General features: G+C 39.2%; 23 protein-coding genes and 1 pseudogene. All 24 read left to right on the plus strand.

Going from position 1 to position 22137, the window contains the following annotated elements:
• Positions 1-138: 138 nt before the first annotated feature.
• The 24 genes and pseudogenes from mobV (at position 139) to DXD92_RS09075 (ending at position 22075) form a co-directional block, all read left to right on the plus strand.
• A complete protein-coding gene (gene mobV / locus DXD92_RS08960; RefSeq protein WP_001820668.1) occupies positions 139-1104 on the plus strand; it encodes a MobV family relaxase in 966 nt (321 codons plus the stop codon).
• Between the two features lie 8 nt (positions 1105-1112).
• The gene (locus DXD92_RS08965) at positions 1113-1967 is read left to right on the plus strand and encodes a ParB/RepB/Spo0J family partition protein (protein ID WP_000743700.1); all 855 of its coding nucleotides are present in this window, start codon (positions 1113-1115) and stop codon (positions 1965-1967) included.
• A 45-nt stretch (positions 1968-2012) separates the two neighbouring features.
• Positions 2013-2243, plus strand: a complete 231-nt coding sequence (locus DXD92_RS08970; RefSeq protein ID WP_001206986.1) for a YdbC family protein — start codon at positions 2013-2015, stop codon at positions 2241-2243.
• Between the two features lie 71 nt (positions 2244-2314).
• Entirely contained in the window at positions 2315-2506 is a 192-nt protein-coding gene (locus DXD92_RS08975) for a hypothetical protein (protein ID WP_001820669.1), read from the plus strand.
• Between the two features lie 54 nt (positions 2507-2560).
• A complete protein-coding gene (locus tag DXD92_RS08980) occupies positions 2561-4417 on the plus strand; it encodes a recombinase family protein (RefSeq protein ID WP_001820670.1) in 1857 nt (618 codons plus the stop codon).
• Positions 4410-4817, plus strand: a pseudogene (locus tag DXD92_RS19655) (helicase); the annotation flags it as partial. The gene DXD92_RS08980 and the pseudogene DXD92_RS19655, both read left to right, overlap by 8 nt.
• Positions 4818-5424: 607 nt before the next feature.
• Positions 5425-5688 (plus strand): hypothetical protein, encoded by a 264-nt coding sequence (locus tag DXD92_RS08990; protein ID WP_117805192.1) that lies wholly within the window; start codon positions 5425-5427, stop codon positions 5686-5688.
• A gap of 78 nt (positions 5689-5766) precedes the next feature.
• The gene (locus DXD92_RS08995; RefSeq protein WP_118595998.1) at positions 5767-6750 is read left to right on the plus strand and encodes a hypothetical protein; all 984 of its coding nucleotides are present in this window, start codon (positions 5767-5769) and stop codon (positions 6748-6750) included.
• On the plus strand, positions 6731-7024 hold the full coding sequence (locus DXD92_RS18800; protein WP_118595997.1) for a hypothetical protein: 294 nt from the start codon (positions 6731-6733) through the stop codon (positions 7022-7024). The genes DXD92_RS08995 and DXD92_RS18800 overlap by 20 nt, the downstream gene beginning before the upstream one ends.
• Before the next feature lie 102 nt (positions 7025-7126).
• Positions 7127-8080 (plus strand): LPD25 domain-containing protein, encoded by a 954-nt coding sequence (locus DXD92_RS09005; RefSeq protein WP_118595996.1) that lies wholly within the window; start codon positions 7127-7129, stop codon positions 8078-8080.
• A 91-nt stretch (positions 8081-8171) separates the two neighbouring features.
• Positions 8172-8666, plus strand: a complete 495-nt coding sequence (locus DXD92_RS09010; protein WP_117805188.1) for a hypothetical protein — start codon at positions 8172-8174, stop codon at positions 8664-8666.
• Between the two features lie 112 nt (positions 8667-8778).
• Positions 8779-9255: a hypothetical protein gene (locus DXD92_RS09015; RefSeq protein WP_117805187.1), complete on the plus strand. Its 477-nt coding sequence runs from the start codon at positions 8779-8781 to the stop codon at positions 9253-9255.
• 22 nt (positions 9256-9277) lie between these two features.
• Positions 9278-9523 (plus strand): hypothetical protein, encoded by a 246-nt coding sequence (locus tag DXD92_RS09020; RefSeq protein WP_118595995.1) that lies wholly within the window; start codon positions 9278-9280, stop codon positions 9521-9523.
• 18 nt (positions 9524-9541) lie between these two features.
• Positions 9542-11107, plus strand: a complete 1566-nt coding sequence (locus tag DXD92_RS09025) for a DUF6674 family protein (protein ID WP_117805185.1) — start codon at positions 9542-9544, stop codon at positions 11105-11107.
• A 14-nt stretch (positions 11108-11121) separates the two neighbouring features.
• On the plus strand, positions 11122-12810 hold the full coding sequence (locus DXD92_RS09030) for a hypothetical protein (RefSeq protein WP_118595994.1): 1689 nt from the start codon (positions 11122-11124) through the stop codon (positions 12808-12810).
• A gap of 14 nt (positions 12811-12824) precedes the next feature.
• Entirely contained in the window at positions 12825-15140 is a 2316-nt protein-coding gene (locus tag DXD92_RS09035) for a VirD4-like conjugal transfer protein, CD1115 family (RefSeq protein WP_118595993.1), read from the plus strand.
• Between the two features lie 26 nt (positions 15141-15166).
• Positions 15167-16222, plus strand: coding sequence for an ArdC family protein (locus tag DXD92_RS09040; protein ID WP_117812942.1), 1056 nt, complete (start codon positions 15167-15169; stop codon positions 16220-16222).
• 12 nt (positions 16223-16234) lie between these two features.
• Positions 16235-16810, plus strand: a complete 576-nt coding sequence (locus DXD92_RS09045) for a hypothetical protein (protein WP_118640432.1) — start codon at positions 16235-16237, stop codon at positions 16808-16810.
• 94 nt (positions 16811-16904) lie between these two features.
• Positions 16905-17300 (plus strand): hypothetical protein, encoded by a 396-nt coding sequence (locus DXD92_RS09050; RefSeq protein WP_117812943.1) that lies wholly within the window; start codon positions 16905-16907, stop codon positions 17298-17300.
• A gap of 64 nt (positions 17301-17364) precedes the next feature.
• Positions 17365-17649, plus strand: a complete 285-nt coding sequence (locus DXD92_RS09055) for a hypothetical protein (RefSeq protein ID WP_117805179.1) — start codon at positions 17365-17367, stop codon at positions 17647-17649.
• 350 nt (positions 17650-17999) lie between these two features.
• Positions 18000-18395: a hypothetical protein gene (locus DXD92_RS09060; RefSeq protein WP_117805178.1), complete on the plus strand. Its 396-nt coding sequence runs from the start codon at positions 18000-18002 to the stop codon at positions 18393-18395.
• The gene (locus tag DXD92_RS09065; protein ID WP_117812944.1) at positions 18377-19759 is read left to right on the plus strand and encodes a relaxase/mobilization nuclease domain-containing protein; all 1383 of its coding nucleotides are present in this window, start codon (positions 18377-18379) and stop codon (positions 19757-19759) included. The genes DXD92_RS09060 and DXD92_RS09065 overlap by 19 nt, the downstream gene beginning before the upstream one ends.
• A 15-nt stretch (positions 19760-19774) precedes the next feature.
• Positions 19775-20800 (plus strand): hypothetical protein, encoded by a 1026-nt coding sequence (locus DXD92_RS09070; RefSeq protein WP_118640433.1) that lies wholly within the window; start codon positions 19775-19777, stop codon positions 20798-20800.
• A 93-nt stretch (positions 20801-20893) separates the two neighbouring features.
• Entirely contained in the window at positions 20894-22075 is a 1182-nt protein-coding gene (locus DXD92_RS09075; protein ID WP_117812946.1) for a HipA protein, read from the plus strand.
• The last annotated feature ends 62 nt before the right edge of the window (positions 22076-22137 follow it).

The following is a 22137-nucleotide window of genomic DNA, read 5'->3' on the forward strand; positions in this document are numbered from 1 at the left end:
ATCGACATGACCGTCATGCAGGGGGTGAGGGTGACAGTTGCGGCAGTCGGCAGGGGGTATCCCAAAACTGCTGTCACCACCGTCACCGCTGTCACCCCAAAGGACGGTCACCCGCCGAAAGAAAGGAGGAATCCGCCTATGCCTTATGCAATCCTGCGTTTCCAGAAACGAAAAGCGGGCGGCGTTGCGGCTTGTGAACGCCACAACGAGCGGAAGAAAGAAGCCTACAAAAGCAACCCAGATATAGATATGGAACGCTCTAAAAACAATTACCATCTCATAGCACCACCAAAGTACACCTACAAGAAAGAGATTAACCGCATGGTAGCCGAAGCGGGGTGCAGGACAAGGAAAGACAGCGTGATGATGGTGGAAACGCTCATCACAGCTTCACCAGAATTTATGAACCAGTTACCGCCCGAAGAACAAAAAGCGTATTTCCAGACGGCTCTTGACTTCATTTCGGAGCGTGTTGGAAAGCAGAATATCCTCTCCGCTGTCGTCCATATGGACGAGAGAACGCCCCATATGCACCTCTGCTTTGTGCCGATTACGCCAGACAATAAGCTGTCAGCGAAAGCTATCTTAGGCAACCAGAAATCATTATCCGAGTGGCAGACCGCCTACCATGAGCGGATGTCCTCACGGTGGAATCAGCTTGAACGGGGGCAGTCCTCAATGGAAACCAAGCGGAAACACGTCCCCACATGGCTCTATAAATTAGGCGGCAGGCTTGATAAACAGTATGAAGAAATCGTGTCTGCCCTATCCGACATCAACGCCTTTAACGCAGGGAAGAAAAGGGATAAAGCGTTAGATTTACTCTCTGCATGGCTGCCAGACGTGGAGAAATTCTCTAAGGAAATCGGGAAACAGCAGGCGTATATCGACAGTTTGAAAGAGAGAATTGGGCAGGAATCAGACTATGCGGGGCGTATGCGTGATGAAAAGTACGAGCAGGAACTAAAGGTGCAGAAAGCGAATCAGAAGATATTTGAATTGCAGAGAACCAACGAGCAGATGGGGCGGCTGCTGTCAAAAATACCGCCCGAAGTGTTGGAAGAATTGCAGAAAAATCATAGAAGCAGAGCGAAAGAAAGGTAGATATGTGAATGAAGAAACAGGATTTTAAGGTGTTAAAGACCAAAGACTTGTACCCGTTCCCCGACAATCCGTTTCATGTGGCAGAAGATGAAACACTGTCAGAGTTAGCGGAAAGCATCAAGGAATTTGGCATTGTCACGCCGATAATCACACGCCCGAAAGAGGACGGGGACGGTTATGAAGTGATTGCAGGACAGCGGCGTGTCCGTGCTTCTGAACTTGCAGGGATAAATACCGTGCCTGCGTTTGTCCTGCCCTTAGACCGTGACCGAGCCATCATCACCCTTGTAGACAGCAATTTGCAGCGTGAGAATATCCTGCCATCGGAGCGGGCGTTTGCTTACAAGATGAAATCCGAAGCCATGAAGCGGCAGGGTTTCCGCACAGACTTAACCTCGTCACAAGTTGTGACGAAGTTGCGGACGGACGACAAGGTGGCACAGGGCTTCGGCGTGGGCAGGATGACCGTGCAGCGTTTTATCCGCCTGACGGAACTGATACCGCCGATTTTGCAGATGGTGGACGAGGGGAAAATCGCCCTCACGCCTGCGGTGGAACTGTCCTTCTTGAAGAAAGACGAGCAGGAAAACCTCTTTGCCACGATGGAGAGCGAAGAAGCAACGCCCTCACTCTCACAGGCACAGCGGATGAAACAGTTAAGCCAGAGCGGGCGGCTTGACATGGATACGATATTTGCGATTATGACGGAGGAAAAGGGCAACCAGAAAGAAACCTTGAAAATCAACACAAGCAAGCTGAAAAAATACTTTCCGAAGAACACAACGCCGAAGCAGATGGAGGAAACCATCATCAAACTTTTGGAGCGTGAGTTGCAGAGGAAACGCAACCGTGACAGCCGCTAATCTTCTTTTTTCGGGAAGTAAATACAGAGAGTTGAGGTATGGAGAATGAGAGAAATCCAGTATGAAATCGTAAAGGAAATCGCAGTATTGTCTACGGGCGACAGTGGCTACACAAAGGAAATCAATCTCATTTCATGGAATGGGAAAGAGCCGAAGTATGACATCCGCAGCTTTTCCCCGAACCGTGAAAAGTGCGGCAAGGGAATCACGCTGAACGCTGATGAAGCGGCGGCACTCCTTAAAGCATTACAGAAAGAATTAAACAGCGAGGATTAATGGTATCTGATTGGCAGGGCGGGGACATTTCCAAACTCTTCCCTGCCCTGTCTGGAAAGGAAGATTTAAGTATGGGCGAGGATAAGAAAGCAGATAAAAAGAGAAAGCGTATCGTGCCAAAAGCACCAGTGCAGATGATAATCAGCCGTGAATATGTCGGCACACAGACCGTTACAGAAGCGTTTGTCCCGATTATCTCCGAGGATATTCGGAAGAAGATTGCCGAGGGCGACACCTTCGACAATGAGGGGCTGTCCGCTTAGAATGTACGCAATGGGACATGAAAACAGATAGGACAGATACGGAGGTTTTACAGTATGGCAGGAATCAAAGAAGAAAAGAAAATCTATTTAGTCGGCATTTATTGCCGCTTATCTAAAGACGATGGTACGGATAACGAGAGTGCGAGCATTGCGACACAGAAATCCATCCTCACGGATTATGTGAAAAAGCAGGGATGGCACATAGCAAAAACGTATGTGGACGATGGTTATTCTGGTACAAATTTCCAAAGACCAAGTTTCCAGAATATGATAAAAGACATTGAAAGCGGTCTGATAAACTGCGTGATTACGAAAGATTTATCCCGTCTGGGGAGAAACTATCTTGATTGTGGGTTATATCTGGAAGTTTTCTTCCCAGAGCATAACGTGAGGTATATAGCGGTCAATGACGGCGTAGATACCTTGAATAAATCTGCTATGGACATCACGCCTTTCCGCAACATTTTAAACGAAATGTATGCCGCTGACATATCTGTTAAGATAAAATCGGCATATCGGGCGAGGTTTCAACAGGGGAAATTCATGGGAACTACCGCCCCTTATGGCTATATCAAAGACCCTGCCGACCACAACCATCTGCTGATAGATGATAAAGTGGCACATGTTGTAAAAGAGATATTCGACCTTGCATTAAAAGGGAATGGAGTTGCCAAAATTTGCAGACATCTTAATAAACAGCATATCCTACGCCCTGCCGCTTATGCGGCGGAGCGTGGCGAAACAGGCTTTGAACGTCATTTTGAGGGGAACGAGGACAAACGCTATATTTGGAGTGGGAACAGCGTGAGGAGCATTTTAAGAAGCCCGATATATGCGGGAAATCTTGTAGGCTACAAACGGATTGCCGCCAATATGAAAAGCAAGAAACGCCCCTCTAAGCTGCCCGAAGAATGGGAAGTGATACCCAATACCCATGAGGGAATAGTCACGCAGGAGGAATTTGATATTGTCCAACAGCTTATTACAAGTCGTAGGCTTCCACAGAACAAGGGAGGATTTGTAAATATTTTTGCAGGCGTTATCAAGTGTGTGGACTGCGGATGTGCTCTGCGGGCAATGAACGTACACAGGAGGAAACGCCCAGAGATTATCGACTGTGTACAGTATTCATGTAATAATTATGCAAGAAACGGAAGAAGCGAGTGTAGTGCCCACAATATAGAAGCAAGGGATTTATTCAATGCCGTTCTTGCCGACATCAACTGTTTTGCGGATATGGCAGTGAATGATGAAAAGGCGGTCAGGGCCATAGAAAAGCGGCTCACGGAAACAGACCAGAGCAGGGCGAAAGCATTAGAGAAAGAACGTAAGAAGCTGAACAAACGCCTTGCGGAACTGGACAGGCTGTTTTCCTCTCTCTACGAGGATAAGGTCATGGAGCGTATTACCGAGCGGAATTTTGAGATGATGTCGGGGAAATACCAGAAAGAGCAGCTTGAAATTGAAGCAAGGCTGAAAGAGGTGACGGAAACTCTTAATGAAAGCTACGAGAAATCACGGGGAATCCGTGACTTCCTCGCCCTTATCCGAAATTATCAAGGCTTAAAAGAACTGGATGCAACAGTTATAAACGCACTCATAGACAAGATACTTGTTTCGGAGCGTGAGAAGATGGCAGACGGAACAGTGAAGCAGGAAATCAAGATTTACTATAAATTCATCGGCTTTGTCGATGAATTACATATCATACCTACAAAACGGTGGGCAGCAATGCCCGCTAAAAATTGTACGGTGTGCGGCGTTGAATATGTCCCGGGCTCTGGTGCATCAAGGTATTGTCCTGCTTGTGCCAAGAAGATACGGAGGGAGAAATCAAACGAGAGCAAACGCAGGAGCAGAGAACAGAAAAGGATAGCATGTATGAACTGTCCGCAAAAAATGACCGACTGACATTGAACAGCAGGAAGGACGTATTTTAAGGCAGGGAAACCGGAACCGCAAGGTAAAAATATTCCGTTATGTTACAGAAGGAACATTTGATGCTTATTCCTGGCAGCTGATCGAAAACAAGCAAAAATTCATCAGCCAGATCATGACAAGCAAATCGCCGGTCCGTAGCTGTGAAGATGTAGACGAATCCGCTCTATCCTATGCGGAAGTAAAGGCTCTTGCAACCGGAAATCCATATATCAAAGAAAAAATGGATCTTGACATTCAGGTATCACGTTTAAGACTGTTAAAAGCAAACTATACAAGTCAAAAATACCGGATGGAAGATAATATTGTTCAGCATTATCCACGCCAAATCGTTATGGTGAAAGAACTAATCGAAAAACTTGAACAGGATATAGCTCTCTATGAACAAAATGCTGCCACAAGCAAAGATAAGTTCCATATGCAGGTTGGATCAGGTGTGTATGACACAAGAAAGGATGCAGGAAACGCTATCATAAAATTTTTTCAAACTGATGCGGATGGAACTGCCAAAATCGGAACATATCTCGGATTTTCAATGAATATAGCATTCGATTCCTTTAATAGAAAATTCGTTTTGAGACTTAAGGGAGCTATGAACCACCCTGTTGAGATTGGTCCTGATCCAGTTGGAAATATTATTCGATTGAACAATGTTTTGAAAACCATGCCGGATAAGCTTGCCGAAGCCAAAGACAGACTTGAAACCTTAACTAATCAATTAGAATCAGCGAAAATAGAAGTAACGAAACCATTCCAACAGGAAGAAGAACTCGCTGAAAAGCTAAAGCGACTGGCAGAACTGAATGCGCTCCTGAACATGGATGAGAAAGGAACAGATGCTCTTATACTGGAAGATGATGAACAACCTGCAATAGTAAACTCCGACATGGCAGTTACGCCAATCACATCCGTGAAAACAAAACCAATGCTAAAGAAAAAAGTGGTTGGACTATGCTTATAAGAAAATGGGGAGGATTTCAATGGAAATAACAGAAATAGAATGCAAAATCCTACGGATAAAAGCCGGAGCTATTTTAATTCTTGGGATGCAGCTAGGAAGTGAGCTGCAGCTTGATACGGAAGAAAAACGAGAGGATGTTCTGATGCAACTGGTGGCTATGCAGCGGCTTGTCGAAAAAGCCGAATATTCCCCAGATCTTGCATTTGAATATTTCGGTTATTCGGAACAAAAACGGCAGCTTTACAAGAAGGTTGTTGACTACATGATTGATGTTTCGAAATAAAAAAGGTGTTAAAAAGAAAAAAAGGTCGCTAAGGGAAATTTCATCTTTCTCTTACGACATTTTTTGTTGGAGGCATTTATGAGTAAAAGAAAATTTTCAAAAAAAGAGGTTGCCATAAGCATAGCGGCGGCCGCTCTTGCAATAGCAACGGTTGGAGGCGCGGTCGCTATCCATAAAGATTCCAGCAACTCAAATACTGGACATTCTATTACCGTGGAGCAATCAGACTACAGTAAAAAAAAGGAAGAGGCAATCCAGCAGATTCAGGATGCCGTAAAAGACTTATCGGATGACCAGCAATCCGAAATTGACTCTTATATCAAACAGAATATTGAAAACATCCAAAAAGCTGAGTCTGAACGTACCATAGAAAGCACGCTGCAGGAAACACTCGATTACATAGACCAAAGAAGTTTGAGTGAAAAAGAAGAGCAACGAAAAGAAACACAGACAACGGAAACATCTTCTTCCAGTGAAAGGGAGGTTACTTCTTCCTCTGTATCAGAAGAAGATAAATACCATATCCTTGGGGAAGATTATATTTATGAAAATAACGACTATCTTCCAGTTATCAATCAAAGTAACTGGATCTATATGTCTGATGAAGAGAAAGACGATTGGCTGAAGAAATGCACACCGGTAAAAGAAGATTCCGCCCACTCTATCACAGCCATATGTACAGACGCTTATGGTTACAATAAAAGCTGGTTTCTTCCCTGCAGACTGCATAAATGGATCACGGAAAACAATATCACAGCAACGGAAGGTGAATATCTGGCCTATGGAACCTATAAACCAAGTAAGGAAACATTCTATCTCGTACTGAATGACAGTAACCGAACCGTAACTCTGGTTACATACAACAAAAATTCCCAGGACTTTTCCTTTGAATTTGCCGGCATGACAGAGAGTGAGGTACTGGAAATGAAGAAAATGGATGCAAATACATCAGACACCACAGGGCACCAGGAAGATTCCAATAATACTTCTGATGCCGGTGATGCACCACTTTCTGAATCTGCCTTAAATGAAATGGAGAAAAATGCAGAACAAAATCAATAAAATCAAACATACCGGCGTATATGTTCTGGTTGTAGATGATTACTTATACAAAACCGGAGACATATTTGGCGAGTGGATTTTTCTTCCCATGGATTCACCGGCAATCTCAAAATATGATGATACTTACGTTATTATTAAGTATGATTTAAGTGACATTACAAATCAGACACAGAAAAACTGGATTCAAAAGCAAATCGAGCAAAATAAACATAATATTTCGCGCCTCAATAACATCTTAATAGCGTATATGGAGAACGAAAACTGGAATTCATAGTCTCCAAGGAAAACTGATACTTATAAATTTTCCGAAAAAGGTAGCCTAATTTTGAGGCTGCCTTTTTTGAACCACAAATCAAAAAAAGGAAGAATTAAAAACATGAAAATACAACGAGATGGGAAAGAATATACCTTGACGGCCGAAGAAGTTATGGAAGCCCACGAAGAATTTGTTACCAGTTTTATGGTTGCCGAATTGGAAAATTCATATGATGTACCACATAAATATTCGAAAGATCTCGCAAAAGAGGCATATGATATGTATGCTGACAGCAGTATTTATTCCGAATATGATTGCATCGAACGTGTTGCAAAGGACTATCAGGATCGCTGTAAAGAACCTACTGTTACAATAACTTGGTCAGAGTGTAACGATTTTGAAGATGGCGAGGTTATTCCGATCGCAGAAGCAAATAAAAGGTTTGAATTAATTGATGCCGATATTCGAGAACAATATGGCGGCCACTATTATGAAAAGACAAAATTCCTGTTGAATTATAATATGGGGAAAGAAAATTTTTCCTATGAAGGCCGCCAGGATTTCGGTGATTATGAGGGTTCCTTGATCGATCACCTTCATAATATGGCACTTATGTATGCATATGATTCTGAGTATTATGATTCGGTGGCATCCAGTAATACACCGGAACTTGCAGAGAAAATCCGTACCAATGGACTGTTTCTTTTAAATAAGCTGGTGCTGTATTTGAGAGCACATGAAGAAATTTCCGATAAATCAGTAACAGTGCATGTTCTGTTTGACAAGCCATCTGTAGAGATAGAATCATGGAAGGAAAAATACTTGATAGATTTCGATAACTATGTATCCGACTGCAGATACTGCCTTAATTCTGGTTTGAATTTACCCGATGAACCGATGTTAAAAGATTACGATCCAGCTTTAATTGCAGAAAGGCAAAAAATAGAGGAAGAACTTAAGCAGGAAGCTGCTGCTGCGGGAATGACGGTAGAGGAATATGCTGCAAATGATTTTATTTCTCCAAAGCAGCAAACAACGAATAAGAAAGCCACAAAAAAACAGCCAACCCTTTAACCTATGTTCAGCAATCTATCCCCGGCTTCTTGCATATACCTAATTTTCTGTTATTATAAAAGTGAGAAAAAATGAAAGAGGCGAAAGAAATATGAAATTTGATATTAATGCATTAATTCAAAAACAAAAAAGACCAATCAAAGATAAAAAACAGCTTTCTGCTGAACTGAAAAAAACTATTGAGCAAGAAGAAGATCCTCGGATTCAAAAACATAAAATTAATGCCTTGAAAAAGGGTTATACTCCAGAAGAAGCGGAGAAAATTGCTAGTATTTGCCGATCATACTATAAGTCTATTGACAAAATGCAAGCGGAACTTTCTGAGAAATCCATGAAAATTCACGAGATTTTTAACGAGCAATCTGTAAAGAAAGGATCATGGCAGCAAAAATACTTGACAGATTTTGATAAATATGTATCCAAATGTAGATACTGCCTTAATTCTGGTTTAGATTTGCCTGATGAGCCGCTATTTACAGATTATGTTCCGGATTTAATTCCTGTAGAGGAAGAACTTAATCAGGAATCTGCTGCCGCAGGAATGACGTTAGAAGAATATATCAAAAAAGAATATCTTTTCAAATAATATTTTCAAAAGGCAAAAAACAGTAAACAAGCATACAAAATGTTCCCAAAAACGCCCAATCATTTAAGACTGCTAAGCAGTCTTTTTTATTACAAAAAAGGAGAAAGAAACTATGGATATAGATACATTAATTGAGCGACAAGAAGTACTGGTTGAAAATCAAAAACAGCTTTTATCTGCGATGGTGTCTACACTTGACCTAATGAAAGCAGAAAAATTACGTCAAGAAATAGATCAGGAAATAGCATTTGATGAACCAAATAAGACTGTTGAGCAAGAAGAAGATCCTCGGGTCCAAAAGCATAAAATTATTGCCTTGAAAAATGGTTATACCCCGGAAGACGTGGAAGAAGTTGCGAGTATTTACCGATCATACTATGAATCTCTTGATGAAATCGAGGCAGATCTCGCTGCAGAAGGTAAGCCAAGTAATGGATCTGACTATGAATTACGAGCTGAAAATGTACGTGCGCTTCGCGATCAGGACTTATCATATATTGACCACAAATATGAAGAGCAGCGCAAACAGAAGTCACGTCCTACGCAGCATCCACTGAAACGTCCCAAAAAAACGATGAGTAAAATTTGACTTGTAGAAAAGAGGAAACCATATGTCAGAGTCACTGGGCCCCCGGAAAAAGGATTGGGATTTTTCATCCACATTAAAAACTCTTCTGGATCGTCATACTCTCGAACTTTCCAACGAAGAATTAGAGGAAATCAATCTATACCTTTTAAATCAAAGAGAACACGCGATCACTTTATACTCTCAGCAATTATATGGAATGAAACGTACAGCCAATCGTTTATCCAACACTTCAACATCCTTTCAGGATCAGTTACAACACATGAACTAAAAAGAAAGAAGGGTTCTTATGTCACAAGAAATTGAAAATAATTTTGAAGAACGAAAGAAAGACTGGGACTTGACCGGGCTTTTGGACGATGTTATTCGAAGGTACATATATCAACTGACTAATGATGAGCTTAATGAAATCAACTTGGAAAAAGCTTCTGGAATGCCAGATGAAGAGATTAAAAATGGAATCAAACTCCCTTTGGCTACTATGCAGCAACGCCGTGAAACATGGGGTTCTCAAAGTAAATTAGATGTACAAGAGCCTATGATTTTTATATTGCAAAGTACAGTAGAAAAGTTGTCCGTCGGAGACAAAATCCCATTATCAGACGCAGATAGCTTTTTGATTCACCAAGAATCCGGTGTTCTTAATTATGAACTTCATTATTTGATGAATGGTACGCCGCAGGAGTATAATGCATTCCTTGATCTTTCTAAAGTTAAAGTGGCCGACACGTTAATGGATGGCGTTACGCACAGCACTCCACCTGCTTTATCGGATTACCTTGAGCGGCATCAACAATTAAACGATACAGAACTTGGAGCCAAACGATTGCAGAAGTTAAATTGTGATTCAAAAAATGTATCTTATGCAAATGCTCTACTTTCCTATGTAAGAGAAGCAAGGGAATGTTTAAATTCTGGAAAACAACTTCCACAGCGGCCAACCAGAAGTTCTATTACTCTTGAAAAGCCAAACGAAGAAGTTGCAGTTCCGCTTTCCGAACAAACTCCAGAAGAAACTGCTGTCCTTGATCTTAATTCTGCACCTGAAATTAGTATCCCTTCATCCAACAATGAAGAAGTTATGCAGCATCAAAACACCACTCCGGAAAGTCCGGAGGCAGAACATCAACAAGCAAAAATGGAAAATCTTATGGATATATCTCTTCCATTGGTTGATCAGGAACCATTTCAAGAGATACTACAGGCTCTTCTGAAAAATGATATGTCTCAAGCAGCTAATCTGTTGCAATATCTCGGAAGTCATCTGGATAAATTACAAGAAGAGCATCAGAAAATGCAAGTAGAATTCCGGGAACTCAAAGAACAGGTAAATTCTATTGACGAAAGATTTTTTAATGATTCTGACAGTGTTGATACTGTACAGAATAATCTTGATCAGAGTGAAAAACTCATAACACTTAACAAGTCCCGCCTTGCCAATGTTGTTCTGCAGACTAAGAGTAAATTAAAAACTGCTGGAAAAAATGCGCTTTTATCGTTTGCTGAAAAAATTCATGTTCCAAAAGCTTTGGCTTCGTTGCAAAAGGGAATGCAGCATACGCAGGATTCTCTCGATGTACTATTCCAGCGGCTGAACGATGCAAAGCAGGCCGTACAAGATGTTTCCAATAGTGTAAAAAACGTTGGCCGGGCATTGACCGGAAAAGAACTTCTTGAATATGTCCCGTGGGACCCAGAAAAGGGTAAGATTGCTTCTGTCCAGCGTAAGATTTACGCTATGGAGCGTACATTGGGTAATTTGCAGGAAAGAACAAATACATTACTTTCTAAAATGCAACGTCCTGAGCAGAAACCCGAGAAGCAGGTAAAAAAGACAACTAAAAAGGTTATTTAAAGGAGGTATTAAAAATGGCAGCTGAAGATGCAGGTGGAAGTGGTGACCTTGCTATCTTGGTCAACACAGAAATGATTGTTCTTAAAGGGGCTGTTAAAGCAGCAGCTTCCGCAGGTAGTGTAACCGGAAAGGTAGTAAATAAAGCTCTGCTTTCTCCCTTCCGACTGATTCAATTTTGTATGAAACTACATAAGCAACATATAATCTCCACGTCAGACTTCAAAAGTTTTACACAATTCATGAAAGCCTGTGATGGAGATTATATTATCGCAAATCTCCCCACACGCGATCCGGAACAGTTGGATAAACTCATGGATTCCATGACAGAGGTTGGAATTACCTACTGTCTCCTTCCTGATCTGGATATTCAGGATTCCTGCCAGCAAATTGCCATACGTGGAAAAGACGTTGCAAAATGGCAGGCATTATACGAATCTTATGTAACAAACCAGCTCGATCTTGGTGGTCCACTGGATTTTGAAGAGTTGAAAGCTCTTACTTCCGGAAATTATAAAATCAAAAGTCTTGCACTCGGAGATGCTTCGGAAGATAATGAGCAACTAGAGCAATTCCTGGATATATTGGACGAACGTGGCGTGAACTATTCTGTTCTTCCGGATCTTAAATATGGAGATAATCACATCCAGATTGCCGTTGCGAATCAATCTCTGCAACAATTCGCAGCAGCTATTAAAGCATATTTAGAAGAATTTCCGGATGCAGCTAAAAATTTGGTAGAAGATATAACTGAACAAGAATATTTTGATTCTGGCCGTATGTCAGAGGAAGATTATATGAAAACAGCTTCGCCGGAAATAAAGGAAAAAACCGATCCAAAAAATTGGCAGAAAGGAAAAAATCTGAATGCACAGTCTTTTGAGCAAGCCCTGGCTGGGAAAGAAGTCGATCGTTATGAAACCTTAAAGAACCGACCAGGGTTAATCGAACGATATATTCCTTCTCAAAGAGTAGCTGCCAGAAGAGAAGATGAAATTGCGCTGCAGACAGGTGACCGAGAATATGTTCGTATTCAGGAAGCTCTTTCCGTTGACAATGGTAAGGGCTTTATTATTTTTCTTGATCCGGAAAAAAATTATAATGTCTATCGTCCGGATGAAAAAGGGATTCTTCAGACTCCTTCCGGCAGTCTGTCTGGAAAAGAATTTTCCAAGTATACAGAACAATCTGACGAAACACATCGTTTAGATTATATTCCGTATGCAGAAACTGAAACTCCGTCCGAAGCTCCTCAAAAGCAATCATCAAAAGCAAAATCTATGGAAAAAACTGTTTCACAAAGCTCTCCAGATGTTTCTACTCAAGAAGCAGCTTTTCCCGTTACCATTAATTGTAGTCTTGTTGATGATATTATGGATGACAAGACTTTTATTTCTCGTATTCCTGGTTCTAAATTGCATATCAAACTTCCTCTTTTTTCCATTGCTGATGACGGAAAAACTCTTGTTTCAGCAATTGATCCACAAAAGGAATATGAAATTTTTAAAAATGATTCACCAACATCGAATCCTTTATTGAATATGAAAGGAGCGCAAATACTACCTTATTATGATCCAGTTCGACGCAAAAACATAACAAAACAGTTCGGCCAGAATCAAAATAAGATTTTAAAGTTTTCTCAAAATCCTGCTTCTAAACACAAGCCTAAATCTTCCCCTATAAGGAAAAAAGACTTAAAGCTTTAATATAAGGAGAAAAAATGATAAAGAAAAAAAAGATTCCAATTAAAAGTCTTGTGCTTATTCTTATTTTGGTCGAATTAATCTGCCTTGTATTTGCAGGTATTTTGGGTGAACCTGGTAATGATATAAATCTTAAAACAGCGTCATGGATGAATCATCCATGGCGCTGTTTTAATCAGTACACATTGATTAGTCTTGGATGTGGTCTGACCGGATGGGTATTTTTTCTTGCGTTTTATTTGGATACGCATCGCAACACACATTCAGACATCGAACATGGTTCTGCAGAATGGGATGATCCGGACACTGCAAATAAACGCATGGCCGATCTTAAGCATCCGGAAAATAACCGCATTCTTTCCAAACACGTAAATCAGGCTTTATCCGGTTCGAAATCCTTTCCAAATAATAATATGATTGTTGTCGGTGCTCCTGGTACCGGTAAATCATTATTTGTGATTGCTCCAAATATTTTAAAATGTATTTCTTCCTATTTATTCATGGACCCTAAAGGTGAACTTGTGGAAAAATATGGAAACTATTTGCAAAAGAACGGTTATCAGATCCGTGTTTTGAACTTAAAAAACATGGAATCTTCTGATCGATACAATCCTTTTGTTTATATCCGAACAGAAGATGATATTCCACGATTGATTATGAATATTTTCAAGTCTGTGGAACCCCCGGATGCCCAAAAAGGCGACCCTTTCTGGGATGATGGTTGCGCTCTTTATCTGCAGTCTCTCTTTTATTTCGTGTGGGCTGTATCTGTACCAGATAAAAAAAAGATTTTTGCAGAAGCCGGTTTAAAATGGGAACCTGTATATGCTACGCAAACTTTAAATCAAGTAACAAAGCTCATGCAGCTGGAAAGTAAAAAAGTACCACCTCGCTCTGAGGATGAAGAAGAGTCCACAGAATTATCTTTATTAATGGATGCATTAGCAGATATGTATCCAGATCATCCAGCTGTCAGAGATTATCGTAAATTAAAAGAAGGTGCGCCCGAAACAGTTGCTTCCGTTCTTTTAATTTTAAATGGAAAATTCAAGTTCTTTTATTCGAAATCTATTCAGCGCATTTTTGAAGCAGATGATATGAACTTATGGGAACTTGGAACCGGTTGGCACAGGGATGGAAAAAGTAAAGTAGCATTATTTCTAGTCCTAAAAGAAAACGATAGCAGCTACAATTTTGTGGGAAATATGCTTTATCAACAGCTGTTCGATGAACTTTTGGTAGAAGCAGATCAGAATTACCATGGTGTTCTTCCTATTCGTGTTGAGTGTTGGATGGACGAGTTTGGCAACGGGTTACGGCCGGAAGGTTTTGAACATTTAATCACAACCCTTCGATCTCGTAACATTGCTGTCATGCTGTTCCTGCAATCAATTAGTCAGCTGCAAACCATGTACAAGGGTGACGGATGGAAAGTATTCATGGATTCCTGTGCTGTATTTTTATTTCTTGGTTCCGGCCGTGGTGCGTATGACACCCAGGAAACTATCAGTAAAATGTTGGGTGCTGCCACAATCGAAAAGGCATCCGGTAGTGTTTCATACGGTCAAAACGGAAGCAGCAGCACAAGCTACGATCGCCTGCAGCGTTCGCTTATGGATGCAAATGAAGTTGCACAAATGGATAAAGACAGTTGCATCATTCTTCCATTTGCAAGTAAACCAATCATCGACAAAAAATATAAGCCATTCCATGATCCCTCTTATTTGAAGGCAAAAAAATATGGACCTTATACCCATCCAGTTGAAATTTTCCGTGATAAAAACGGAAACCTGCATACAGTAAATCACCAGGAGAAATTTTATTTTCCGGATGAAGGTCTTCAAGCAAAAATACGCGATGATCTAAAAGAAGGGAAATCTTCCGGCATGTTATTCGAACTCAGCGAAGATGAATTTTGTTCTCTGGATCTGGATGATCCGAAACTGAATGGCCCGCAAGGAAATCTTTTTTTGCTTCAACAGTTAAAGAAATTGGAAGATGATAGTGCCACTTTAAAATTACAGAATGCTGTCAACGAAAAAATGAATTCTGTAATTTATGATACGTCAGACAACACATCCTCCTTGGAGGCAGATGAAGAATCTGCCGCAGAAACCATTTCTGTTTATGATGTGCGTCAATCTTGGGATCTTTCCGGGAATCTGGAAGATGTTATCCGAAGATATATACTCGAACTTTCCGAAGATGAAGTATCAAACATCACAGAAGCTATGAATCGGCATATCCCGGAAAAGAAGATCAAAGATTGTTTAACTCTTCCACCGGAAAAATTATGTCTTATGCTGCAGTTTTATATGAAACAAGCAAACTAAAGTAACTTAGAGAGGAAGTATACCTTATGGCCGAAGAGAAAAAAAACAGATCAGAGGAACTAGAAAGTCTGGATAAGAAAATCAATGAGATTATTAATGGATGGAATCAAAATCCGGAAGAGATTGTTGAATTTTTACAGTTCTCCAGCAAATTTTCTTACGCTTATTCACCACGCAACATGATGCTCATTGCTCAACAGCAAAGAGGAGCTTTACTCTGTAAATCCTTTAAAGCCTGGAAAGAACTTGGTTACTCTGTAAAAAAAGGTGAGCATGGAATGGAAGTGTACGTCCATACACCGATCACTATTTTAAAAACAGATGATGGAGATATTCCTTATAGTAAAGCATCCAAAGAACAGCAGGCCGCTTATGATGTCGGAGAAATAGAAGGAGAGAAACTTTCGTATTTCAAAAAAGGATATACATTTGATATTACGCAGACAAACTTTCCTCCGGAAAAATATCCAAAGCTTCTTGACCGTGGAATTCCATCTGAATTTCACAGAAGCTGCACAAATATATTAAAAGAATACTGTGAAGAGAATCTTGGGCTTAAAGTTTTTCTGCAAGACCAGGAACAAAATATTAAAGGAGTTTCCCTTTATGGCTATCACAGTCCGTCAGAACACGAAATTCATATTGCTTCAACTTTACAGGATACCGCTGCTTTCTCAACATTAACACATGAATTCGGACACGCTCTTGCACATGGATCTGTCGAAGAATCTCTGAATACAAATTTGCATCAAAAAGAATTTGAAGCTGATGTTATGAGTATTATGTTTTGTCAACACTATGGGCTTGAAATAACCGACGAAAGAAAGAGTCATCTTTCTGGTCATTACAAAGATTGGAAAAAATCCGATCCGAACAATTTTCATCCGGATAAAAGTATGCGGAAAATGTTTGACTTATTTAGGGAACACTCAACTGTCCTGGATCAAAAAATAGTTAAAGCTTTTCCAGAGCTTGCAACAAAATTACTTCCGCAAGAACTAGAAGTGAATTCAGAAAAAAAGAAAGTTGTAAATAAAACTGCTAAGAGAAAACCAAAGAAAAAGAAAACACCAAGACTGTAAATACGATTTTTTATGAAGAAGAAAAATAGATGCGCAGACGAATTTCCATCCAGCAGTAACAGAAAATACATCGGCTATCCAGATAGTGCGTATATACATTATGATGAAGTTGGTGCAGTGCTTTTTATTTTTCGAGCAAATCCTTCTTTGAAAGAATTGGATGGATTCGAAAAAAAATTTGAAATTCGAATAACAGAATTTTCAAAAATCATGTTTATCTCTTTTCGCTTTGGATCTTCTGACTGGTGCAGCATCTCATATTCTCCATACTTAGACACATGGCAGAGCAAACAATTTATTTTTCCGAATTGTAAGTACGGAATAAATTTATTCATAGCACTTTTCGATACATCAACCGGAAAAATATTAAGGGCCAGGATGCTCGATCTTCCGTGCCTCTTTTCAAAAAAAATACGCTCTGCCATTGTACTGCAGGCACTGCAGCCATTCAATAAAGAGAAATATATTAAAGTTATTAAGCAGTTTACTTTTTTTCATTCGCAAGAAGAAATTGCAGTGCAAAGCAAATTATCATCACGCTGCACAGTCCATTATCGTGCATCACAGACTGTCCCTATACAAAAATAATGAATTATTTTCACACCACACATTTCAAAATAATCAGAAAAATGCAGAATCACTATTCTGTGTTTCATAAAAAATTAAAAGTGAGGTAACTAAAATGGAAAGAAAAAAAACTCAGGCAACAACAGCAAAGTTAAAAAAGGTTCAGACCGAAATCAAAAAGACAAAGGATAAACTCAATAAACTTATGGCAGAAGAGGAACGTTTGACTGTTCAGTATCAGACAGAAAGTTACGAAGAGACTTTAGCTTATTTGAAGTCTGCAAGCAAAAATGGAAAGCCAGATCTTGAAGAGATGTGGAAGTTTTTGCAGAGCACTTATTCTCCTGAGTTGAAAAATTCAGTTTCACAATCGACCGGAAATTCTGCACCTTCAGAAGAATCAACTGATGACGTAGAAGAAAATTCTGAAACAGAAGAAACATCCAGCACTGTTCCGGAACAAAAAATTTCTCATTATGATTCAAATGATCTTGAGTTTTTAGCTGACTAATTTTTTGCGGGACATCCTTTTGGGGTGAGGACGTCCCGTTTTTCAAATAGAATCGAGGTAGCAAATGGAAAGCAAAAATTATCATTTCAATGTGAGCAATCCCGAATTGATTTCAAAAATTGAACGCTTCAATGAATATGGATTTGCAAACCGAACTGATTTTTTTCTTGAAGCAATAAAAGCATATGACACAATTTTCACTCCAGAAAATTCTTTGAAAAAACTCATCACAGACGCAGTGATGGATGGAATTGTTGGAGCATTGAACATAGAAACAAACACAACTGATGATGGTGATAAAACAAATTTTGAAGACAGTGATGAAGATTATCTCATCTACATTAAGTAAGAATTGTAAAAATTTACATTACCTTATACCTACGCTCGATATAAAATCGAGCAAAAGGGGTCTTAGGGGACTCCCTAACAAGATGCAAATTGTTTACAATTTGCGTATCTTGCTAATTAAGAAATAGGAATGTGTTTCTTATGGTCGTAAAACGTCCATGAGCCTGCAGCCCCAGTGTTTATGCGGCTTTCCGGGATTTTCATAAAAAACGCATTTTTCTCCACAAAAAGCCCATGGTCATAAAACGTCCATGGATATTTTTGTCATGGTCGTAAAACGTCCATGGGCTTTTTTTAATTGATTTGTCTCGAAAATTTTTATCACCGAGTACAGAAAAGAGGAAAGTATTGATGGAAAAAGAAAATAAAAAAGCAACTGCCTCTGAGAAACTGACGAAGGTAGTTGCCATTCGAATTTCTCAAACTGATTATGATATTTTTTTAGAAAAAGCAAAAATGGAAAATCCGGAATCCACAAAAATAAATATTTCAAAATACTTATGCAGCGTTTTACACGATTCCACAATTTCAAATTTTCATTTTTTAAAAAAGAATTTTCGTCAAGTCGAACAGGCCTTACTCAATATTGACAGCAAACTTTTGCAGATCGAAAAAAATTCGGCAGGATCTTTTTATCCGGAAGAAATGTTGGAAAAAATCTCTGAATGTAAACGGCAGCTTGAAAAATTAGAGTTTGATTTTCAAAAATTGGAAGAGGAGATTTCAAAATGGCAATCACCAAACTGAGTCATGTCAAAGAACGGAAATCCGGAAATCCTAACGCAGGACTCTATAATTGCATTGATTATATTTTGAATCCTGACAAAACAGAAGAGCGTTATATCGGAGGAAACGCGGGTTCCACTACACAGGAAGTATATAACCGGATGATGGCAACAAAACAAGAATTTCGCAAATTGGATGGCCGACAATGTTATCACTTCATTATTAGTTTCGCACCAGGCGAAACGGATGCTATCACCTGCTTCAATATTGCTCAGGATTTTTGTGAAAAATATCTCGCCGGAAAATATGAATACGTTTTTTCTGTCCATACAGATCACGCGCATATGCACGCTCACATAGTTTTTAATTCTGTCAGTTTAGTAGACGGAGTAAAGTATCATTATTCAGATGGACAGTGGAAGAGTAACATTCAACCGATAACGGATCAGCTTTGCGAAAAATATGGACTGAAAAAATTGACTTACGTTCCAGGAAAAAGAAAAGGCGTTGATTATGGAACATGGAGGGAAAAGAAAGATCCATCCGGAAGTCAACGATTACGTGAAGCTATTGACATGGCAATAGCGCAATCTGATTCCTACGATGATTTTCTTTCTATAATGAGGAAGTCATATCAAGTAAAAATTGGGTTTTCACAAAAATGGAATTCTGAATATCTTTCATTTAAAGATTTTAAAACTCCGGCCGGACGATACCGTAGAAATTACGTTCTTGGAAAATCATACACTGTCGCAAGTATTCAAAAGCGCATTTCATTAAATAAGATGGAAATTCCAGAATCATTAAAACGACTGCCACCACATATTCGAGGTTTTGAATCTTCCATCGGCTCTGGTTTTCGTTCAGCAAATGGTTTATACCTTACGCAGCATCAAAAACGTTATATGATTCCATACTGGAGGTTAAAAAATTCCGAACGCACAGTTACTAGTGGCACAGGGAACATTCGAGAATATTCAAAAGAGGCTGATAGAAATTTGCGTGACCTGCAAACCGTGCAAGATAATAAAATTCGAACCGTTCAGGATTTGTCCTCCCGCTTGGATGAATTGAATCAAATGACCGATTCCATTCGAAGAGAACTTCGTGCAATACAGTCTAGCCGTGAAGATTCAGAAACAGAGAATGTCATTTCCGAATATCTTTCCATTCAAAGTGCATTTGCGAATGCCGCTGTTCCTATTGAAATGGAAGGGAAATTTGAAAACCGATTGGATGAGATCGAAGAAAACTATCCGATCGAAGAATTGATACACCAAAAAGAATCTAATAGTAAAAAAGAAAAACAACTACAGAAAGAAATCAAAAATTTGCAACAGGCATCCAGACGTTTATCAAAATTAAAAAAGATCCAAAAGAGATAAAGAGGAGTAGTGAAAATGGCTTTCCAAAAATATTCTGAAGAAAAACGTAATGAAATTTTAGATTCTCAACAGGAAAAAAATGCGCGTGGAAAAATAAGTTTATTACTGAATTTGGGATTTCCCAAAGATTGGATTGAAAAAATGCTTCCTTATATAAATGAGGATACTACATCATGGCAATTACGCATGATCAGTCTTTTCGATCAAGATCCGGAAGATCTCGTAGCCATGTTGGAAGATTCCGTAAAAAATTCTTCTGTAGAAATTTTTCAGTCTATTCGGAAGAAATATTATATTGAAAAAAAAAGCAGTGCAGATATTGAACAGATTCAAAAATCAATGGAGCAATACGTTCCATTGATTCATAACCAACTAGACGCTTACAACGAAATGTCCGCTTTGTTGCAGCAGCAATTTGCCGTCCAGCAAGAGAAAGATGATCTACATAAATCTAAAGGTGACCTGCAAGAAAGAATAAATGCTATGCAGAAGGAGCATGAAAAAATTTCCATTGAGAAGGAAGATATTTTTCATCAGCTGCAGGATTCAGAGAAAGAAAAAATTTCCATTCAGCAACAACTCGTTGATGCGACTGAATCGCTGCAGAAATCTCAGGGAACTGCAGCTTCTTATGAAAAACAAATTGCTATTCTGAATAATAGAATTGATGAACTTGAAAAGCAGTTGGAAGTATATCAAGCTAAAGAAAATGAAATTGCCCAGGAAGAAGAGAAGCAGCTTGAACACATTCCCGTTAAACGTCGAATAATCTGGTCATCTTTTTTTCATGACTCTAAAATAAAACGCAAAGAAGAACTAGACATTCAAGAACAGGCTGAACGTGAGAGACTTGCAAAGGAATACATTTATGATCCATCCCATTCTGAAGAACAGGCTGCGCTTTTTCTCGATGCAGCAGGAACAGAAGAGTGGACCTTAGAAGATCTTCGAACACTTGCTGCACAATCAGATATTGACAGCATGAAAATATTACAGCGTAAAATAGAACAGCTGCATAAAGCTTCACAGAAAAAAAAATAATAAATAGCTTTCTTCCACATTTACAGTTGTTGTTTTATTTTGAGGAAAATGATAAAATTAATATAGTTCCATTACTACGGAGGTGATTTAAAAATGTCAGTATCATATTTTAATACAAACGAATATGAATTAATGAATAAAGATAATATTGTTGCAACTGTAAGCTGTACAAGAGATGAATTTAATGACTTATATTTTGAAATTCATCATATATTTTCACAATTACCAATTGGTTTCAAAACATTTAAAGACTGGATCGAAAATCGTAGAGCACCTAGCAATCGCCAGCACATTGAAAAATTGCTTAAGCGTTGCAACTGTTATGATTTAGAAGGCTTCCTTCAAGTTACACATGCTGCAACTTTAAATGATACGTTTTGGGTTCGTCCAGCAAAGAGTCATCTTTCCTGGAATAATGTTTCGTTATTCCAAAATCCTTTCGATGACGTTGTTGCTCGGATAGCCTTTGAAGGTGGTTTATATGGTGAACATTTTTCAACAGCTTCCCCTGAATTTTCTACTGATGGAACTTTTGCAAAGTGTTGGACTCGTTTAGACAATCAAATTTTCCTCATGAAAAGAGGGTCTGAAGGTGGTGCGAATGCTGGGCTTGAGCCATACAGTGAGATGTATGCTTCACAACTAGCCGCTGTATTTTGTCCAGACTCCGTTCCATACGATGTTGTAAATTACCATGAAAAAAAAGCCTCTAAATGTCCGCTTTTTACAAATGAGCAATATGGTTTCGCTCCAACTTATAAATGCATCGGAGTAGAAGCCGGTATTGCCCAAACCCTGCAATACTTTTCTTCTATTGGTAGCGAAAACGCTTTTCGTAGAATGCTAGTTTTAGATGCCCTTATAGTCAACACTGACCGTCACAAAGGAAATTATGGAATATTATTTCAAACTGATACTCTTCAACCGATAAAAATGGCACCTGTATTCGATCACAATCAAAGTTTATTACCATACGCAATGGAAGATGATTTTCGTGATCTCGATTCCTATTTGAGCGAAAAAATTCCACGAATCGGTACAGACTTTTCAGAAACTGCAGCCATGGTAATGACTCCAGATATAAGATCAGATCTAAGAAATTTACAGGACTTTGAATTTTCTGATTCATCAAACGGTTTACCAAAATGGAGAGTAACTGAATTAAACAAATTAATAGTCCATCAATCAAGATCTATCCTTAAATCAAAAAAAATATATATGTCTCCCGATCAACCTAAAAAGAAAAATATTAAAAAATCAACTCCTCGTCTATGAAAAAAATCCGTGTCAATAATTGACACGGATTTTAAAGTTAATGTGATTATGATAGCTCTCTA

This window comes from Blautia sp. TM10-2, from assembly GCF_003480845.1.
Lineage (GTDB): Bacteria > Bacillota > Clostridia > Lachnospirales > Lachnospiraceae > Fusicatenibacter > Fusicatenibacter saccharivorans.

What these genes read in the sequence shown, in the direction of transcription:
- DXD92_RS08965 (WP_000743700.1), top strand. Translation starts at nt 1,113, where the DNA reads ATGAAGAAACAGGATTTTAAGGTGTTAAAGACCAAAGACTTGTACCCG.
- DXD92_RS08990 (WP_117805192.1), top strand. Translation starts at nt 5,425, where the DNA reads ATGGAAATAACAGAAATAGAATGCAAAATCCTACGGATAAAAGCCGGA.
- DXD92_RS09040 (WP_117812942.1), top strand. Translation starts at nt 15,167, where the DNA reads ATGGCCGAAGAGAAAAAAAACAGATCAGAGGAACTAGAAAGTCTGGAT.
- DXD92_RS08970 (WP_001206986.1), top strand. Translation starts at nt 2,013, where the DNA reads ATGAGAGAAATCCAGTATGAAATCGTAAAGGAAATCGCAGTATTGTCT.
- DXD92_RS09015 (WP_117805187.1), top strand. Translation starts at nt 8,779, where the DNA reads ATGGATATAGATACATTAATTGAGCGACAAGAAGTACTGGTTGAAAAT.
- DXD92_RS09060 (WP_117805178.1), top strand. Translation starts at nt 18,000, where the DNA reads ATGGAAAAAGAAAATAAAAAAGCAACTGCCTCTGAGAAACTGACGAAG.
- mobV (WP_001820668.1), top strand. Translation starts at nt 139, where the DNA reads ATGCCTTATGCAATCCTGCGTTTCCAGAAACGAAAAGCGGGCGGCGTT.
- DXD92_RS08980 (WP_001820670.1), top strand. Translation starts at nt 2,561, where the DNA reads ATGGCAGGAATCAAAGAAGAAAAGAAAATCTATTTAGTCGGCATTTAT.
- DXD92_RS09045 (WP_118640432.1), top strand. Translation starts at nt 16,235, where the DNA reads ATGAAGAAGAAAAATAGATGCGCAGACGAATTTCCATCCAGCAGTAAC.
- DXD92_RS09050 (WP_117812943.1), top strand. Translation starts at nt 16,905, where the DNA reads ATGGAAAGAAAAAAAACTCAGGCAACAACAGCAAAGTTAAAAAAGGTT.
- DXD92_RS08995 (WP_118595998.1), top strand. Translation starts at nt 5,767, where the DNA reads ATGAGTAAAAGAAAATTTTCAAAAAAAGAGGTTGCCATAAGCATAGCG.
- DXD92_RS09065 (WP_117812944.1), top strand. Translation starts at nt 18,377, where the DNA reads ATGGCAATCACCAAACTGAGTCATGTCAAAGAACGGAAATCCGGAAAT.
- DXD92_RS09035 (WP_118595993.1), top strand. Translation starts at nt 12,825, where the DNA reads ATGATAAAGAAAAAAAAGATTCCAATTAAAAGTCTTGTGCTTATTCTT.
- DXD92_RS09055 (WP_117805179.1), top strand. Translation starts at nt 17,365, where the DNA reads ATGGAAAGCAAAAATTATCATTTCAATGTGAGCAATCCCGAATTGATT.
- DXD92_RS18800 (WP_118595997.1), top strand. Translation starts at nt 6,731, where the DNA reads ATGCAGAACAAAATCAATAAAATCAAACATACCGGCGTATATGTTCTG.
- DXD92_RS09025 (WP_117805185.1), top strand. Translation starts at nt 9,542, where the DNA reads ATGTCACAAGAAATTGAAAATAATTTTGAAGAACGAAAGAAAGACTGG.
- DXD92_RS09005 (WP_118595996.1), top strand. Translation starts at nt 7,127, where the DNA reads ATGAAAATACAACGAGATGGGAAAGAATATACCTTGACGGCCGAAGAA.
- DXD92_RS09070 (WP_118640433.1), top strand. Translation starts at nt 19,775, where the DNA reads ATGGCTTTCCAAAAATATTCTGAAGAAAAACGTAATGAAATTTTAGAT.
- DXD92_RS08975 (WP_001820669.1), top strand. Translation starts at nt 2,315, where the DNA reads ATGGGCGAGGATAAGAAAGCAGATAAAAAGAGAAAGCGTATCGTGCCA.
- DXD92_RS09010 (WP_117805188.1), top strand. Translation starts at nt 8,172, where the DNA reads ATGAAATTTGATATTAATGCATTAATTCAAAAACAAAAAAGACCAATC.
- DXD92_RS09075 (WP_117812946.1), top strand. Translation starts at nt 20,894, where the DNA reads ATGTCAGTATCATATTTTAATACAAACGAATATGAATTAATGAATAAA.
- DXD92_RS09030 (WP_118595994.1), top strand. Translation starts at nt 11,122, where the DNA reads ATGGCAGCTGAAGATGCAGGTGGAAGTGGTGACCTTGCTATCTTGGTC.
- DXD92_RS09020 (WP_118595995.1), top strand. Translation starts at nt 9,278, where the DNA reads ATGTCAGAGTCACTGGGCCCCCGGAAAAAGGATTGGGATTTTTCATCC.